This window comes from Bacillus sp. UNC41MFS5 (assembly GCF_000686805.1).
In genome coordinates this window covers 216,458-233,298 of record NZ_KK366017.1, presented here as the reverse complement: position 1 = coordinate 233,298, position 16,841 = coordinate 216,458, and the positions used below count along the sequence as shown (strand labels likewise).

At 38.5% G+C, this 16,841-nt stretch carries 16 protein-coding genes; 4 read left to right on the top strand and 12 right to left on the bottom strand.

Features of this window, described 5'->3' with window-relative positions:
• Nucleotides 1-95 precede the first annotated feature (95 nt).
• From BR30_RS0117440 to hemE, 7 genes are all read right to left on the bottom strand, one after another.
• Nucleotides 96-872: an enoyl-CoA hydratase-related protein gene (locus tag BR30_RS0117440; RefSeq protein ID WP_026566082.1), complete on the bottom strand. Its 777-nt coding sequence runs from the start codon at nucleotides 870-872 to the stop codon at nucleotides 96-98.
• A 53-nt stretch (nucleotides 873-925) separates the two neighbouring features.
• Nucleotides 926-2,488, bottom strand: coding sequence for a fatty acid--CoA ligase family protein (locus tag BR30_RS0117435; protein WP_026566081.1), 1,563 nt, complete (start codon nucleotides 2,486-2,488; stop codon nucleotides 926-928).
• 153 nt (nucleotides 2,489-2,641) lie between these two features.
• Complete coding sequence (locus BR30_RS0117430; RefSeq protein WP_026566080.1) at nucleotides 2,642-3,631, bottom strand: lipoate--protein ligase; 990 nt, start codon at nucleotides 3,629-3,631, stop codon at nucleotides 2,642-2,644.
• Nucleotides 3,632-3,647: 16 nt separating this feature from the next.
• Nucleotides 3,648-4,382, bottom strand: a complete 735-nt coding sequence (locus tag BR30_RS0117425) for an MBL fold metallo-hydrolase (protein ID WP_026566079.1) — start codon at nucleotides 4,380-4,382, stop codon at nucleotides 3,648-3,650.
• A 71-nt stretch (nucleotides 4,383-4,453) separates the two neighbouring features.
• Nucleotides 4,454-5,878, bottom strand: a complete 1,425-nt coding sequence (hemY, locus tag BR30_RS0117420) for a protoporphyrinogen oxidase (protein ID WP_026566078.1) — start codon at nucleotides 5,876-5,878, stop codon at nucleotides 4,454-4,456.
• A 34-nt stretch (nucleotides 5,879-5,912) separates the two neighbouring features.
• On the bottom strand, nucleotides 5,913-6,848 hold the full coding sequence (hemH, locus tag BR30_RS0117415; protein ID WP_026566077.1) for a ferrochelatase: 936 nt from the start codon (nucleotides 6,846-6,848) through the stop codon (nucleotides 5,913-5,915).
• Between the two features lie 163 nt (nucleotides 6,849-7,011).
• Entirely contained in the window at nucleotides 7,012-8,058 is a 1,047-nt protein-coding gene (gene hemE / locus BR30_RS0117410; RefSeq protein WP_026566076.1) for a uroporphyrinogen decarboxylase, read from the bottom strand.
• A gap of 301 nt (nucleotides 8,059-8,359) precedes the next feature.
• Between hemE and BR30_RS0117405 the strand changes: the two genes are divergently transcribed.
• Nucleotides 8,360-9,760: a hypothetical protein gene (locus BR30_RS0117405; RefSeq protein WP_026566075.1), complete on the top strand. Its 1,401-nt coding sequence runs from the start codon at nucleotides 8,360-8,362 to the stop codon at nucleotides 9,758-9,760.
• A gap of 37 nt (nucleotides 9,761-9,797) precedes the next feature.
• On the opposite strand, the gene BR30_RS35330 is transcribed toward BR30_RS0117405, so the two are convergent.
• On the bottom strand, nucleotides 9,798-10,433 hold the full coding sequence (locus tag BR30_RS35330) for a phosphatase PAP2 family protein (RefSeq protein WP_197032355.1): 636 nt from the start codon (nucleotides 10,431-10,433) through the stop codon (nucleotides 9,798-9,800).
• Nucleotides 10,434-10,581: 148 nt separating this feature from the next.
• On the opposite strand from BR30_RS35330, the gene BR30_RS0117395 reads away from it, so the two are divergent.
• On the top strand, nucleotides 10,582-11,784 hold the full coding sequence (locus BR30_RS0117395) for a M20 family metallopeptidase (RefSeq protein ID WP_026566074.1): 1,203 nt from the start codon (nucleotides 10,582-10,584) through the stop codon (nucleotides 11,782-11,784).
• A 264-nt stretch (nucleotides 11,785-12,048) separates the two neighbouring features.
• On the opposite strand, the gene BR30_RS0117390 is transcribed toward BR30_RS0117395, so the two are convergent.
• The 3 genes from BR30_RS0117390 to BR30_RS0117380 all read right to left on the bottom strand — a co-directional run bounded on the left by BR30_RS0117390 (nucleotide 12,049) and on the right by BR30_RS0117380 (nucleotide 14,815).
• Nucleotides 12,049-12,774 (bottom strand): EcsC family protein, encoded by a 726-nt coding sequence (locus BR30_RS0117390; protein WP_026566073.1) that lies wholly within the window; start codon nucleotides 12,772-12,774, stop codon nucleotides 12,049-12,051.
• Nucleotides 12,775-12,870: 96 nt separating this feature from the next.
• Complete coding sequence (locus BR30_RS0117385; RefSeq protein WP_026566072.1) at nucleotides 12,871-14,082, bottom strand: ABC transporter permease; 1,212 nt, start codon at nucleotides 14,080-14,082, stop codon at nucleotides 12,871-12,873.
• The gene (locus BR30_RS0117380; RefSeq protein ID WP_026566071.1) at nucleotides 14,075-14,815 is read right to left on the bottom strand and encodes an ABC transporter ATP-binding protein; all 741 of its coding nucleotides are present in this window, start codon (nucleotides 14,813-14,815) and stop codon (nucleotides 14,075-14,077) included. The genes BR30_RS0117385 and BR30_RS0117380 overlap by 8 nt, the downstream gene beginning before the upstream one ends.
• 595 nt (nucleotides 14,816-15,410) lie before the next feature.
• Here BR30_RS0117380 and BR30_RS0117375 point away from each other — a divergent pair.
• Together BR30_RS0117375 and BR30_RS0117370 are read left to right on the top strand one after the other, a co-directional pair.
• Entirely contained in the window at nucleotides 15,411-15,830 is a 420-nt protein-coding gene (locus BR30_RS0117375; protein WP_026566070.1) for an HIT family protein, read from the top strand.
• Nucleotides 15,831-15,977: 147 nt separating this feature from the next.
• Nucleotides 15,978-16,505 (top strand): tryptophan transporter, encoded by a 528-nt coding sequence (locus BR30_RS0117370; RefSeq protein ID WP_026566069.1) that lies wholly within the window; start codon nucleotides 15,978-15,980, stop codon nucleotides 16,503-16,505.
• A gap of 56 nt (nucleotides 16,506-16,561) precedes the next feature.
• Here BR30_RS0117370 and BR30_RS0117365 read toward each other — a convergent pair whose 3' ends face one another.
• Nucleotides 16,562-16,753 (bottom strand): membrane protein YhzF, encoded by a 192-nt coding sequence (locus tag BR30_RS0117365; protein ID WP_026566068.1) that lies wholly within the window; start codon nucleotides 16,751-16,753, stop codon nucleotides 16,562-16,564.
• Nucleotides 16,754-16,841: the final 88 nt, after the last annotated feature.

The window sequence follows — 16,841 nt, the reverse complement described above, 5'->3', positions numbered from 1 at the left end:
TTTAGTTAAAAAAGGACAAATTAGAACTAATGGTAAAAATTGAATTAAATATCAGTGATTGCTACAAAAAAAACATGGCGCAAGCACCATGTTCGTTATTTCCCTTTAAAGGCGGGCTTTCTTTTTTCAGCGAAGGCCTGCAATGCTTCGATTCGATCTTCTGTTGGGAGTGTTACTTCATATGCCTTTCGTTCAATTTGTAATCCTGTGTTTAGATCCGTATTCATCCCATTTTTTATGGCAAACTTTGCCTGTTGTACTGCAATCGGGCCATTTGCAAGTAATTGCGAACAAAAAGCTAAACATTCTGACATTAATTCCTTCTGCTCCACAACTTTTGTTAGCATTCCATAGATAAAAGCCTCATCAGCGGACAAGCGCCTTGCTGTCAAAATGAGTTCTAAAGCCTTCGCCTGACCAATCAAACGTGGTAGACGTTGTGTCCCCCCTGCACCAGGAATGATGGCAAGACTCGTTTCCGTTAACCCCATTAGTGCTTCTCTTGCTGCAAAGCGGAAATCACAAGCCAAAGCTAGCTCCATACCTCCACCAAATGCAAACCCATTTATTGCGGCAATAGTCGGTTGGGGCAGACTATCAATCGCTGTAAAGACCTCATTAATTTTATAAAGATTTCGCTTCACTTCTTCATCCGTTAATGTTTTTCGTTCCTTTAAGTCTGCCCCCACACTAAATGCCTTTTCACCGGCACCAATAAAAAGAACAGCCCGAACTTTTGGATTTATTCGAATTTCTTCAACCGTTTTCTGTAAGTCGAGTAAGGTCTCATAATTAAACGCATTTAAAGAATCGGCCCGATTAATTGTGACAACTGCCACATGATTATTAAACTCCAGCAAAATTGGCTCCACCATAATCCCCCTTAAAAGGGCAGTTTAACACGACCTGCCCTCCGAAATAAATATTAGTTACTGACAGTTTGGGCTAGTTGTGTCTTTAGGACCCTTCTTAAGATTTTACCGGTTGTATTCTTTGGAAGTTCATCAATGAATTCAATCGAAGATGGAATTTTATATCTAGCTAAGTGCTCCTTACAATAATCTAGTAATTGTTCTGTTGTTAACTCAGGGTTCTTGCTGACAACAAAGGCTTTTACAGCCTCCCCAAGATTTGGGTCTGGAACGCCGAGAACAGCCACTTCGACAACATCTGACTGGTTATAAATAACCTCTTCCACTTCCCGCGGATAGACATTATAGCCGCCCACTAGGATGAGATCCTTTTTTCGATCGACAATATAAAAGTACCCATCTTCATCCATTCTGGCAAGGTCCCCGGTATGAAGCCAGCCATTTCGAATAGTCGCTATTGTTTCCTCTGGCATTTTATAGTAACCTTTCATGACATTAGGACCTCTCACAACCAATTCTCCTACCTCACCAATAGCGACTTCTTCACCAAGCTCATTCAGGATTTTATTTTCAACACGGAGGATGGATGTCCCGATTGACCCTGGCTTACGCGGGCGGTCAAGCGGATTAAAACATGTAACAGGAGAAGCCTCAGACAACCCATAGCCTTCAGAAATGACAACACTAAATTTTTGTTCAAAATTCTTTAAGAGGGCTACAGGTAAGGAAGCCCCTCCTGAAATACATAGACGTAAAGATTTTAAGTCTTCTGGATTTCCATCAGGATATTGAAGGAGGAAATTATACATGGTTGGGACACCTGCAAAAACAGTTGCCCTATTTTCTTTAACTAGTTCAAAAATTTCTTTTGGACTAAATTTTGGTGCTATTAATAGCGTTGCCCCACTTAATAGTGGTGCATTTAAGGCAACAGTCAAGCAGAAAACATGGAACATAGGAAGAACCGTTACCACCTTATCTTCGGAATTCATTTTCAAATATTCGCTAACATCTTTAGCATTACTATATAAATTTTTATGGGTTAACATTGCACCCTTTGGTTGGCCTGTCGTACCAGATGTATAAAGAATGACAGCAGTACCATCGTCCTGAAGCTCAGGTCCCTTAAAGGTTAAGTCTCCAGCAGCAATTATCATTGAAAACGATTTCATTTTTGGGGAGCATGATAGGTTTTCAATCTTCGGTTCTACATTGCTATTTGGTGCTGTTTCACAAAAAATATAATGCTCTATTTTGGGAAGGGAGGTGTGGATTTTTTCAACTAATGGGATTGCCAGGTCAAGCCCGATAACTACTTTAACGTCACCATTATTTAATATGTAGCCAATCTCATCAGCAGTATATATGGGATTCACGGGAATAACAGTTGCCCCCAATCGTAATGCCCCATATAAGCTGATTACAAAGTGCGGCGAGTTCCCCAGCAATAATGCAATATGATCCCCTTGCTTTACCCCTAATTTTTCTAAACCGGATGCAAATTTACTAATCACACCATCTAATTCAGCATAAGTACATGTTTGGTTCATAAAATAATAGGCTGGTTTAGTAGCAAAGTTCTTCGCTGATTCTTCAAACTTTGATAAAAGATTCATATTTCTCCCCCTTAGTTGAATGAATGTTCATTCACAAAATTGCAACAATTTTCTAAACATATTATATTAAAAGAAAAGAACCTATTCAAGTATAATACTAGAAAATTCAGATAAAAACATGGCACAGCATTTGAAAATGCTGTGCCTCCCTTCTTAATATAATAAATTTAAAAAATCTTTCTTGGCAATATTTCCAAAGTAATGGGTGGTGTCAATATCTGCAAGTGCCTTTTCGATTTCATTTTTTTCATATCGCGCGCCCGTTAACTTCGCCTCAATTTCACTTACATCACCCACACCAAAAAAGTCGCCATAGATTTTACAATTTTCAATGACCCCCTTATTGACCTCTAAACGAACATCAATACTGCCTACAGGGAAGCGGTGAGAATGTTGTAAATTGAACTTAGGCGATCTTCCATAGTTCCAATCCCAGTTTTGGTAGCGTTCTTTTGAAAGTTGGTGAATTTTTTCCCAATCCTCTTCCGTAAGAATATATTCTGGAATTTCTTCTTGCCCCTCAAAAATATTCTTTAACAGTAAAGATCTGAATTCACCAATTTCCATCTTTTCAGAAAGAAACTCAGAAATATTGGCAACCCGGCTGCGGACAGATTTAATTCCTTTGGATTCGATTTTATCTTTTTTAACTTTTAACGCTGAGACGACATTTTCTATTTCTGAATTCAGCATTAATGTCCCATGGCTAAACATTCTACCCTTGGTTGAAAATTGGGCATTTCCAGAAATTTTTCGGCCTCCAACCTCAATGTCATTTCTGCCGCTTAATTCGGCGTTTACCCCTAATTTTTTTAATGCATTCACAACCGGTTCGGTAAATTTACGGAAATTATGAAAACTCTCCCCGTCATCCTTTGTGATAAAACTAAAGTTTAAATTACCAAGATCATGATAGACCGCACCGCCGCCGGACAGTCTGCGGACAACTTTAATGCCGTTACCTTCCACATACTCTGTATTAATTTCTTCAATGGTATTTTGGTTCTTGCCGATTATGATAGACGGTTCATTTATGTAAAATAATAAATACGTTTCATTGATATCAAGATTTTTCAGCGCGTATTCCTCAATTGCCAAATTTATCTGTGGATCAGTGACTCCTTTATTATCAATAAATAACATAGTTTTTGGCCCCTTCTTATAGTGAAATAGATTGAAACTCTTCTGCAAGCCTAATTATACCCGTAAACTCACTTGATGCTTCACTAATTAACTGAGGTAAGGACCCATAGTGAGGCAAATGTGTTAAAATTAATTGCTTCACTTCTGCTTTTTGTGCAAACTTTCCTGCGTCAATACTGTTCATGTGTCCAGCTGATTTTCCATTTTGGTGTCCATAAAAGTTACATTCACAAAGCAGTAAATCAGCATTGCGACTGAACTCAATAAACTCCTCTTTATACGAACTGTCACCAGTATAGACAATTGCTGTTCCATCTGCTTCTATTCTCATCGCATAGCACGGTGCGGGGTGATCTGTTCTTAGAAAAGAAACATGAAATGGACCGATTGTGAGAACCTCACTAGGATTATAGGCAACTCCTTTGGTTATATCTTTATAGGTTAATTTGCTAAATTCATAAAGGTCCAAATCATGGCCATATAGAGGCAATGTTTGAGTCTTCTTTCCTAAAAAGCCTTGGATTAATCTTGCATGCTGCAAGACGCCAATATCTGCGATGTGGTCGGGATGGTAATGCGAAAGGATTACCGCATCTAGTTCCTGAGGCTGGGTAACATTTTGTATCTTAGAAAGTACCCCGCTTCCACAATCCATTAATAATTGAAAGCCATCATGTTCAAGCAGATAACCAGAACTAGCTTCATTCTGTTTCGGATATCCACCCCAATAACCAATAACCGTAAGTTTCAAAATAACGCCTCCACTTCATAGTGTAAATTGCAAGCAGAAGAAAGAAGCTGCCAGCAATGTACAGCTTCGTTTTAGAAATTTTCTTTTTTTAAATAATTTAATACATTTTGGACGGCTGCCTCACCTTGATCAATGCAATCAGGGAGTCCGACACCGCCATAAGAAGCACCTGCTAAAAATACCCCAGGCAGCTCAGCATTCATATGCTTTAAGATGTCCGTTAAACGTTGTTTATGTCCCACGGTATATTGAGGCATAGAATTTTTCCAGCGTGAAACAATTGAAAAATCAGGATTCATCGTGATATCCATGGTCTTTTTCAAGTCATCCAAAACAATCTTGATAATTCTGTCATCAGAGAGGTCGACGATTGTTTCTTCTCCTGCTCGTCCCACATAACAACGTAAAAGTACTTTCCCTTTAGGTGTTGAATGATCCCACTTTTTGTGTGTCCAAGTACAAGCAGTAATTGAATAATCACTGTTTCTAGCAACGACGAAACCTGTTCCATCAATATCATTTCTTACAGCTTCTTCAGGAAAAGCTAAAGCCACGGTGGCTACTGATGTAGAAGGGACTGCTTTAAAAGGATCAAAAAAGTGATAATCCGCAAACATTGACTGTGTTATCTTATGAGGAGTAGCTGCGATAATGCTATCCGCCACTAATGTTTCTCCATTATTGAGGTATACATCATATTTATTACCATCCTTAGTAATTTTATCAACTCGATGACCTTTTAAGATGGTTTTTGAATCTATTTTTGCTTCTATGGCTTCAGCGAACGATTGTAATCCTGTTTTAAAGGTTAAGAACGCACCTTTCGCTTTTTCCTTACTAACAGGCGATTTCGGTTGGGAAGGAGTGGATTTTTTCATACCCATGATCAGGCTTCTGTATTTCTGTTCTACTTCATAAAACTGTGGAAAAGTAGACATGAGGCTTAATTGATCAATATCTCCCGCATATATCCCAGACAATAACGGTTCAATTAAGTTTTCAACAACTTCATCCCCAAGTCTTCTTCTGAAGAATTCACCTAAGGATTGGTCTTTTCCACTTTCTGATTTTGGTAGAATGAAATCCGCTGCAGCTCTTAATTTCCCAGGAATGGAAAAAAGACCAGTCGTGAGAAAAGGTCCAACTTCGGTTGGTATTCCCATAATCGAACCACCGGGCATTGAGTGAAGTTTCTCATTAACTAATACGTATGATTTACCTGTGGAATTATGGACTAATTGATCTTCCATCCCTACTTCCTTTGCAAGCCTGCTTATACTCAACTTCCGGGCTAAAAATGAATCCGGCCCTCTCTCAATTGTAAAACCGTCTCTGATAACAGTTTGCATTTTGCCGCCGAGACGATGTGATGCTTCGATAAGTTTGAACTCAATAGGGAGATTCTCTTCCTGAATTGCTTTTTGAAGATAGAAAGCTGAGGTAAGCCCAGCAATACCTCCCCCAATGATGATAATTTTTTGTTTTTCTTCCGCCACGGTGGTCACCTTCCTTCAACACACATTATAAAGCTTATTCTGCAGTCATTTTAAGGACGACGGTCGATAATGCATCAATAAATTCTTCTTTAGCATTAGGCATTTCCGGGCGATAATAACTAACACCTAATTCTTCCGTCACTTTTCTACATTCAAAATCATTATCGTACAGCACTTCAAGGTGTTCACATACAAACCCTACTGGTGCATATACAAATGCTTTATAATGATGGACATGGTATAAATCCCTAGTTAAATCCTGAACATCTGGACCAAGCCATGGTTCTGGAGTTTGCCCAGCACTTTGCCATCCTACCACATAATTTTTTATTCCTGCCTGTTTTGCAATAAGTTCTGCAGTTTCTTGAAGCTGGCTTGGGTATGGATCTCCAAACTGGAGAATCTTTTCAGGAAGACTATGTGCGGAAACAATCAGAACAGATTGATCCTTCTCATCTTGAGGCATTCCTGCAAATACTTCCTTTACCTTATCAACCCAATAATCAATAAACTTTGGTTCCTGATACCAGCTGTCAATGGCTCTAATTTTTAGCTTTCCGCCTAATTTTTCTGCTTCTTCTATGGCTCTTCCATTATAGGATTTTATGCTGAAAGTTGAATAATGAGGAGCAAGAACGATACTAATAGCTTCTTCGATTCCGTCATCATGCATTTGTTTCACTGCATCTTCAATAAAGGGGGTAATGTGTTTTAACCCAAGATACATTTTGAATTCTATGTTCTGTTGAACACTATTTAAATGTTCTTCCAGCTTTTCTGCTTGTAAAAGGGTAATCTTAGCTAAAGGGGAAATCCCTCCAATGGCCTCATACCGGCTTCGAAGTTCTTCAATCATTTCTGGAGTGGGCTTCCGGCCGTGTCGAATGTGGGTATAGTATCCCTCTAAATCATCTAATGTATATGGGGTACCGTAAGCCATTACAAGTAGACCCATTTTCTTTTTTGTCATCTTCGCACCTCATTTATTAAATCTGTTCGCTTTTTCCCATTCAAAATGTTTGGGGTGGGCCACTAAAAAGCTGTGATTCCCCTAATGACCCATTATAAAGCAGCCCATATTATTGTGCCAAAAAATTGGACTCCTTACCAATTTTAATCCTTAAAATGGGATTTTATCGATTTAATTTTGATGCAGAATATTCATGGACAAATGAAGTTAATTTTTTCAACGTTTCTGGATTTACCGAAGGGAATACTCCGTGACCTAAATTAAAGATATAGCCATCACGTGCCATTCCTTGGTCTAAAATGGCCTTTGCTCTTTCTTCAATAACTTCCCACGGGGCTAACAAAATTGCTGGATCAAGGTTACCTTGAACAGTCTTATTGATACCCAGTTCTCTTGCTTGGCGTATTGGTAAACGCCAATCTAGACCTACTACATCAAGCGGGAGGTCATTCCATTCTAATGCAAGATGACTTGCACCCACACCGAACATAATTAACGGAACATTCTCCTCTTTTAATGAAGTAAAGATCCGGTTCATGATAGGCTTAATGAAGTAACGATAATCCTCCACATTTAACGCTCCCACCCATGAATCAAAAATCTGGATTGCCCTTGCACCAGCTTTGATTTGCGACTTTACGTATGTAATAATCATATCTCCAAGTTTGTCCATTAATGCAAACCAGGCCTTCGGCTCCGTGTACATAAAAGCTTTGGTCTTATTATAGTTTTTAGAAGGGCCGCCTTCGATCATATAACTTGCAAGTGTAAAAGGTGCGCCAGAAAAACCGATTAATGGCACGGATAACTGCTCTTGCGTTAATAACTTTATTGTGTCCAACACATAAGGAACGTCTTCTTCTGGATTAATTTCCCCTAGTTTTTCCACATCTGCTAAAGAACGAATGGGATTGTCAATAACTGGTCCAATTCCTCCCTTTATTTCTACCTCCATGCCAATCGCAGGAAGCGGTGTCATGATATCTTTATATAGAATTGCCGCATCAACGTTATATTGTTCAACAGGCAAGCGCGTTACATACGCACATAACTCAGGCTGGTGGGTGATTTCAAAAAGAGAGTACTTTTCTTTAATCGCTCTATACTCTGGCTGCGATCTGCCTGCCTGACGCATATACCAAACTGGTACATGATCAATCTTCTCTCCCCTTGCTGCTTTTAAAAATGTTTCATTAATTGTTCTTGTCATTACTATAGTCCACCTTTCAAAACACGTGTCTGTTGTCCATTTTAATATATATAGCATGAATTTAAAACTTACTGATTCTTACTAAACTGTATTTACTATATCTATTAATCCTATTTGTGTATAGCTAACGATATTAACTGTCAAAAAAAAGTCGTTTTTACGTCTTAAAATTTGTTAAATTCGACAGGATGCTTCGCAATATTTTTTCACTTTTTCCTCTCACCACTTAGGGCGATTTTCATATCCTGTATTACATCCAACAGGGCTATAGCCCCCTGGGTGAATGAAAGGAGGGAATAGTATGATTGTCGAGCTTACTGCTCTTCATTGGATCTATGTGACGTTTATTGTCCTTATTATCGGATTTATGGTCATGAGAAGGGACACGTCGATTATATGTATTGTCGGTATTTTCCTAATTGCTATTACCGCAACAGGTTCGTTAAGTCATTCAATTAGCAGCATTTTTAACAGTTTTAGTTATGCCATTACAGAATTATTATCTACCATTCTTGTTATTTCAATAATTGTTGCAATGAGCAACACATTAACCGTAACTGGAATAAATGATGTTATGATTTCACCTTTTCGAAAGTTAATACGCAACCCAACTCTAGCGTATTGGACCATTGGGATATTAATGATGGTGATTTCTTGGTTTTTCTGGCCTTCCCCTGCTGTTGCACTCTTGGGTGCAGTTCTTCTTCCTGTTGCATATCGTGCAGGTCTGCCCGCCCTTGGTGTTGCCATGGCAATGAACTTGTTTGGTCATGGAATCGCTTTATCCGGTGACTTTGTCATTCAAGCTGCTCCTAAGTTAACCTCTGATGCAGCTGGTATTCCCATTCAAGATGTCATTGATGCAAGCATTCCATTAGTGTTTATTATGGGTCTTGTTACAACCGTTACGGCCTTCTACTTCTTAAGAAGGGATATGAAGCGCGGTGTACTCACTGTTTCAACCTCAGTCAGCGCAGATTCTCCAGCTGAAGGAACCACCGAACAACCTACGCTTTTATCACTTGCCCAAAAACGCTTCTTTGCTTTTTTAGTGCCATTATTGTTTGCTGCGGATGTTGCAGCTATGTCAATCCTTGATTTAGCTGGTGGGGATGCCACCGCATTAATCGGTGGTACCTCCATTCTAATTCTTCTGTTAATAACTCTAACCAGCCACAAAAATAAAGGTTTAGAAAAAACAACTCAATATCTAATCGAAGGATTCCAATTTGGATTTAAGGTTTTCGGTCCTGTTATTCCAATAGCTGCGTTTTTCTACTTGGGTGATGCCGGATTTGGCAAAATCATTGGGGACTTTTTACCGAAAGCGTCGCAAGGTATTGTTAATGACTTAGGCGTGTCCCTTGCTAATATTGTACCGTTAAGTAAAGAAGTTGGGGCGATTACCCTGACTACAGTTGGGGCCATCACTGGTTTAGATGGTTCAGGCTTTTCAGGAATTTCTCTTGCCGGATCGGTTGCAAGTCTATTTGCAGTTGCCATCGGCAAAGGTGCTGCTACATTGACAGCCCTCGGGCAAATTGCGGCCATCTGGGTAGGAGGAGGAACTCTTGTACCATGGGCTTTAATCCCAGCAGCGGCCATTTGTAATGTGGACCCATTTGAACTGGCAAGGCGAAATCTCCTGCCAGTCGTAATTGGTCTCGTTGTGACTACCATAGTAGCGATGTTCTTAATATAACGAAGCAAAGAGGCTGATCTCTGACCAGCCTCTTTGCTTATTTTACTCGTTTTTTAAAATAGTTGTATAGTAGAATCCACACAACAACCCAAAGATAACCTAATGCATAGCCGCCAAGTACATCCGAAGGGTAATGTACTTGTAAAATAATGCGGCTTGCACCAATTAATAAAAGTAAGATAGCTGTGATTACCGTAATGATAATTTTCCCTGCCCTAGATCTCGTCTCTTCCAAAAGCAGATATGCAATCATAAAATAAACAATCATCCCCACCATGGCATGTCCGCTCGGGAAGCTATAACTTTTTACCTGAACAAGATGTTCAAGGTCTGGACGTGGGCGTTGAAAAACATCTTTTATTAGCTTACTTACTTCATTTCCAATTGCCACGGATAAAGCCAGAGCCGCGGCACCAACATAATTTTTCTTTTTAACTAAGAGCCAGGCAAGGGCAAGTAAGGCTGCTATTCCTATCCCTTTTTTATCCCCCAATTCGGTAATCTTAATAAAAAACGGAATTAAGGAATCAGGTACATGTGAAAATATCCCTGCAACTTTATTATCTATCCAAAAAGGACTCCTCATTGCCACTTTAATGCATGTAAACACTGCACATAAAACAGCAAACAAAAAAAATAGAAAGGTAAAACTTTTTTTGTTCTTTCGCTCCATCCTCCAAACCCTTTCTTCTTTCTCATCTAATAAAAATTCTATTAAAAAGTATAAATAAAAAGAATATAAAAATCTACTTAATAAAATAAAAGTGTTAAAATAGTTTGAAAATACTTTCTTCATTTCTGAAATGTTTGGAGGATTAGATATGTTAAACAAACTGTTTACTGCACTTGAAGGTTCCTATGAAGAAATGGTTGCTATCCGCCGTTATTTGCACCAGCACCCGGAATTATCTTTTCAAGAATATAATACGGCAAAGTACATTCAATCATTTTATGAAAAACTCCAAATTGAAGTTAAGGGTAATGTTGGAGGAAATGGTGTGGTTGCGAAGGTTTATGGAAAAAAACCAGGTAAAACCGTGGCATTAAGGGCAGATTTTGATGCTCTGCCTATTCAGGACGAGAAGGATGTTCCCTATAAGTCATTAGTACCTGGGGTTATGCACGCTTGTGGCCATGATGGCCATACAGCGACTCTTCTCGTCCTTGCAAAAATATTAAATGAGTTAAAAGAGGAATTAGAAGGCACTTATGTCTTTATCCATCAGCATGCAGAGGAGTACGCCCCAGGTGGTGCGATTTCAATGATTGAAGATGGCTGCTTAGAGGGTGTAGATGTGATTTTTGGGACTCATTTATGGGCAAGTGAACCAACCGGAACTATACAATATCGTACCGGACCGATCATGGCGGCAGCAGACCGATTTGAAATCGATATTCAAGGTAAAGGCGGGCACGGTGCGCAGCCACATAAAACCCAGGACGCCATCGTTATAGCATCCCAGCTTGTCTTAAATCTACAGCAGATTGTCAGTCGAAGGGTGAACCCGATTGATTCTGCTGTTGTCACTGTCGGCTCTTTCACAGCTCAAAATGCATTTAACATTATCGCGGACAAAGCCCAACTCATTGGCACTGTTCGTACCTTCAATGATGACGTCCGCCAATTTATAGAAGATGAAATGGACAGAATTATCTCAGGCACATGTGCTATGACGGGAAGTTCTTATCATTTTAGTTATGAGCGAGGCTATCCAGCGGTAGTCAATCATGCAAATGAAACAACATTTTTGACATCCTGTGCAGAGCAAGTGGCTGAAGTAATAAACATTGAAGAAACCGAGCCGCAAATGGGCGGAGAAGATTTCGCTTATTATTTGCAAAACGTGCCTGGCACCTTCTTCTTTACTGGAGCAAAACCTATTAGTACCGAGGCAGGCTACCCGCACCATCATCCTAAATTTGATATAGATGAAAAAGCCATGTTAATTGCCGCGAAAACACTAGGTGTCGCAGCAATTACCGTCCATAGAAATGAAGAACAAAAGGCGCAAGCGCCCGTTTAGTGGCGTATGGACTGGAGCGCTCCAACCGAGATAAAGGAAAGCAGAAAAGCGGAAGCGCCTTGCCCAGGGGCTTATGACCCCGAGCCCCTAGGCGCTGTAGCTAGACATCACGAAGAGCGACAGCGATTCGATGTTGACTTATCGTAGGGCGGAGAGCGAAGTACACTAGCCGCTGGGCGCTGGAGCTGGATTCAGAGAACTATTTCTATTTATCCACAATTAATTATTTTATAATTTCCTATACAATAAGAAAATCCCCTGGCCTCAAATTGGGTCAGGGGATTTTTGCAGCATTCTTAATCGATAGGCGTTCATGGCTGTTTCTCCTAGATGCTTGAGAAGGTTGTTATTGGCATATGCACCGACAAACGCACCAATTCCTGGCACAAGCTGGAGCATTTTTGCAAGGTCGATATAGTCCCGGTACTCCTGCTGGAATTTGCGCCAATCCATTTCAACGAGGGTCTCTTTGCGTTTTTCCCAATTTTCAATTTCTGCTAATGTATTCTTACGAATATCTTCACTCGAAAACGCTAGTTGAAAAACATGAAGGATAAATAGTCTCTCGGCATACTCCTTTGTATTAAAACCATAGATGGAAGCTGCTTCAAATAGAAATTTCATCTTAATCGAAAGGAGAAGAGGAAAGTCAGCCAGTCCAAGCAAAATTCCACCTGCCCCTGTCCCTGCTCCTTCAATCATCGCTGTCTTCTGAAAAGCAGCAATCTTTTTAACGGCCAATTCATCTCTTTCTGCTAAACTTAACCCTCGCGCCTGGTCCTTATTCGTTGTCATCTGCGATCCAAATAAAGTGGCTTTGACCATGGCTTTAATACTCTCTGTCATTACCTCATGAACTTTGTCAGGTATTAATTCATTAATTTTTCCTTGAGCTTTTTTCGATATGCGGTTCATCATCCCCGAGCGTCTAGTTAATTTTCGCTTCCACTCTTCGATCTCCTCATACACCTTTAACTCATACTCGTTCATATGCCACCCCTCCACAATAATTTTATGCATATATACGAAATTTCCGCCCATTGGTTTCAAGAAAATCCCCTTTCATGCAAAAGGGGATTTTGGAGTTTATGCTTTTAATCGTTTTTTTGAGTAAATATGAACAAATATATAGGTAAATACAAGGCCAGCAAGTATATTCAGCAAGGAATTCAATAACTCTCCTTTTACCAGAATAAGCAGAGTATAGACTACCGATTGGATCGTTAAGATAGTCATTAATAAAGAGGAAAAAGCTGCTGTTTTAAATCTTTTTTCCACTGGATATAAATCCACCCATAGTTTGTTTTGATGATGATTCCAAAGCGGAAGAAGTTGAAAACCAGTTAAATATAGGAATAAAATTCCTAGTAAAATTTGACCCATGCCAAATGAAATAAAATATATTGCAAGGGCGCCAATAACAGTTAAACGGATAAAGAGTCCCAGATAATCGGATGAACGTAAGAAAGCTCTCGAAAACAAATAAAGATATGTATTTTTTCGCGAGAATGCGATTCGGTTAAGAAATACATCCAGCCATTTTCTTCTTTTGACCGTATCCCTTAAGTTAGGAACATCCGTAAACATATTAGCAAGTCGATAAAATGAAGCCATTCTTTTCTCTTCTTGATTAATTAGTCTATCCCATTTAAGCCCCATGTTCTTTGTCTGAACATAAAAAGTGCGATAATAAAGTGCACAAACCACCGCAATGATTACCAACATATACAAGCTCGCCTGTTTAAATAATAAAAAAGTAAAAGTGGCATTAATAAAATAGCGGACAATCAAGTCCCACCTATGGACTGCTGACTGGACAAAATAATCAATCCGCCAACTTGCTGCTAAATTCCATGCTTTTATAAAAAGAAGAATCACAAAAAAAGGCAGAAATGATTGAAACCCATGATTGCTTATATGTGCATACATTGGCATTAATACAGCTAAAACCATGAGCATTAGGTATCCCTGAAAAATAAGACTGGCAACCCCAGAACGAAGGAAATACCCTTTTAATTTATCCTCAAGGGGAAGGATAAATATCTGATCTGCATCAAGTAGAAAATTATAAACTGGGCTGTAGGTAAGTAAAAATCCAAGGACAGCTGCAATTATTATTTCAACAGGAAAGCCATCAGGCAGATTTTCAATCCACTGTTGGTAATAATATGAAGCTGTCCCAATTAAGAACAATAAGACAACAACAAGATGCCCATTAAAAATATAGCGCAAATACCTTCCTAAATCCTTAACACGACCGCTTGCTCGTTCCTTCCAAAGCTTTTTTTCATCAAACATAATTTTCTTCCTTTGTTAATTGAATATACAGATCATCTAAAGAAGCAGCAGGCATTGAAAACTGCTCCCTCAACTCTTCTAATGTTCCTTTTGCTCGAATTTGCCCTTCATGCAAGATCACAAATCGATCACAATATTTTTCAGCTGTCGCAAGAATATGAGTAGACATTAAGATGCCTGCACCGTTATCTTTCATTTTTTTCATCAAATCAAGCAAAGATTGAATTCCCAGTGGATCAAGACCAACAAAAGGTTCATCAACAATGTATAAGGATGGCTGAATTAAAAAGGCACACATAATCATTACTTTTTGTTTCATGCCTTTTGAAAAATGAGCAGGAAACCACTTTAACCGCTTTTCCATTCGAAATTCTTTCAGTAACGGACTTACTCTTTCTTTATACTTGGATTCATCTAGGCCGTATGCCATCGCTGTAAGCCTTAAATGTTCCTCGAGTGTCAATTCTTCATACAAGACCGGGGTTTCCGGAACAAACGTAAACAATTTACGATAGGCTTCTTTATCTTCTGTGAAGGTTTGTCCTTTTATTTTTACTGCACCCTTGTGCGGCTCCATCAGGCCAATTATGTGTTTTATTGTGGTACTCTTGCCTGCCCCATTTAACCCAATGAGACCGACCAGTTCTTTTTCATTTACTTCAAAAGAAATATCTTTTAGGACAGGGTTTCTGGTATATCCCCCAACCAGATTTTCAATTAATAATAAAGACATTTGCAAACGTCCTTCCTAAGCAGGATTATCTTTTTATTTTAACAAAATGTTGTTGATAAAAATAGTTTTCAAATTTTTATCAGTTTTTTTGTATATTACTTTTCAGATTGGTTATCATAATATTCGAAGGGGAAAACAACTTACTTCAATGAAGCGATTCATTAAAACTTGAGATGAGGTGTCTGTCAAAGACAATTAACATTTCAAATAAGTGAGCTTCCAATTCGTTTCAGATAAGGGGATGGTTGTTTTGTACAGCGTGCACAGTAACCATTTTGAGTTCTAGTAACACCAAGTAACTGTTTATCTTAAAAAAATAAACATTAAATGAGGTGTTTACCGCAGATCGCTACCTGTTTTTATAAGTTGGGAAAACATATAAAAACACCATAGGGGATGGTCAGCTTGAACAATAATGTTTCTTTATAAAAACACTCTACGAAAAAATGAGGTGTTTATCAAAGAACACTCCTAATGAACGTACCTTTTGAAGCAATTCCCCTTCGAGAGGGCAGGATTCCATGCGGATCCTGCCTTTTTCTTTTTTTAGTTTGTATGGTAAAATAATACAAACGATATAGAGGGGACAGTGTATATGAGCGATTGTATTTTTTGTAAAATTGTTAATGGAGAAATTCCTTCTGCCAAGGTTTTCGAGAATGAACACGTTTTGGCTTTTTTAGATATTACCCAAGTAACAAAGGGACATACTTTGGTTATTCCAAAAGTACATAAGGAAAACGTATTTGAATTAACACCAGAAATTGCAAGAAATATTTTTGAAGTGGTTCCTGCCATTGCTAATGCCTTAAAAAGAGAATTTAATCCAATTGGATTAAATTCTGTAAATAATAATGGTGAACATGCGGGGCAATCTGTCTTTCATTTTCATATGCATTTAATTCCGCGTTATGGAAAGGGAGATGGTTTTGGAGCAGTATGGAAAAGTAATCAAAGTGAGTATTCTTTTGAATTATTACAGGAAATGGCTGAAAATATTAATAAACAAGTATAGTTTTATATGAAATTTTCAATTATCTGAAAATTATATCTTTATTATTATTAAATTATTATGTTATAATGAAAGCAGGTTTTTCGCTGCAGGCAATGAGTGCACTGCAGGAGAAACAAATAGATTAGTATAGCAGAGGAGAGAATAGAAATGAATACGAAGAACATTGTAGTTTTAGCACTATTAGCTGGGATTGGGGTAGTTTTGCATACGGTAATGCCTAGTTTTCTTGGAATTAAACCTGACATGATGCTTGCAATGATGTTTTTAGGGATTATCCTTATTCCTGAGTTAAAGAGTGTTATGCTTTTAGCCATTGTAACTGGATTATTGTCAGCGTTAACCACAGGGTTTCCAGGCGGACAAATTCCAAATATCATTGATAAACCCATCACTGCTTTAGTTTTCCTTGGTTTATTTTTAGCTTTAAAAAAATACCGAAATTCGATTGTTAGTGTTGGTGTTTTAACTGCCATTGGAACTCTTGTTTCAGGTACAATCTTTTTAACAGCAGCATTCTTTCTAGTGGGTTTACCTGCATCATTCACTGCACTTTTTGCTGCAGGAGTTCTGCCGGCTATCGCACTGAATACCGTTATTATGATTATTTTGTATCCTGTAGCCCTATCCATAGTGAAGCGAACTAAAATAACAACACCTTCCGTCATTCAAAAATAATCGACGGGATCCTTATTAAGAAAAGAACCCAGCGGGGTTCTTTTCTTAATATACCTCTATATAAGTTTTGAGATTAATACAGCAATTAATAGAAAAATCCCTCCACCTCCAATTAGTGCAGCAGCTTTTTTTCTTAAAATTTGTCTAGGTGGATAAACACCTGGTCTTGTTAATTCGATTAAATATTTAATTGCACCCAATAAAAGGATAGCACTTAAGATAAAAAAAATAATGGCAGCAATTTTCATCTTCCTTGTCCCCCTATTTTGTTTCAAAAGTTCGACTGAACGTTGTAACTATTTATATGTTTACCAGCGCATACCTATGAGCAGGTCT

Excerpts from the sequence above, each read along its gene's own strand:
- BR30_RS0117435 (WP_026566081.1), bottom strand. The coding sequence starts at position 2,488 with ATGAATCTTTTATCAAAGTTTGAAGAATCAGCGAAGAACTTTGCTACT.
- BR30_RS0117430 (WP_026566080.1), bottom strand. The coding sequence starts at position 3,631 with ATGTTATTTATTGATAATAAAGGAGTCACTGATCCACAGATAAATTTG.
- hemH (WP_026566077.1), bottom strand. The coding sequence starts at position 6,848 with ATGACAAAAAAGAAAATGGGTCTACTTGTAATGGCTTACGGTACCCCA.
- hemE (WP_026566076.1), bottom strand. The coding sequence starts at position 8,058 with ATGACAAGAACAATTAATGAAACATTTTTAAAAGCAGCAAGGGGAGAG.
- BR30_RS0117405 (WP_026566075.1), top strand. The coding sequence starts at position 8,360 with ATGATTGTCGAGCTTACTGCTCTTCATTGGATCTATGTGACGTTTATT.
- BR30_RS35330 (WP_197032355.1), bottom strand. The coding sequence starts at position 10,433 with ATGGAGCGAAAGAACAAAAAAAGTTTTACCTTTCTATTTTTTTTGTTT.
- BR30_RS0117395 (WP_026566074.1), top strand. The coding sequence starts at position 10,582 with ATGTTAAACAAACTGTTTACTGCACTTGAAGGTTCCTATGAAGAAATG.
- BR30_RS0117390 (WP_026566073.1), bottom strand. The coding sequence starts at position 12,774 with ATGAACGAGTATGAGTTAAAGGTGTATGAGGAGATCGAAGAGTGGAAG.
- BR30_RS0117385 (WP_026566072.1), bottom strand. The coding sequence starts at position 14,082 with ATGTTTGATGAAAAAAAGCTTTGGAAGGAACGAGCAAGCGGTCGTGTT.
- BR30_RS0117380 (WP_026566071.1), bottom strand. The coding sequence starts at position 14,815 with ATGTCTTTATTATTAATTGAAAATCTGGTTGGGGGATATACCAGAAAC.
- BR30_RS0117375 (WP_026566070.1), top strand. The coding sequence starts at position 15,411 with ATGAGCGATTGTATTTTTTGTAAAATTGTTAATGGAGAAATTCCTTCT.
- BR30_RS0117370 (WP_026566069.1), top strand. The coding sequence starts at position 15,978 with ATGAATACGAAGAACATTGTAGTTTTAGCACTATTAGCTGGGATTGGG.
- BR30_RS0117365 (WP_026566068.1), bottom strand. The coding sequence starts at position 16,753 with ATGAAAATTGCTGCCATTATTTTTTTTATCTTAAGTGCTATCCTTTTA.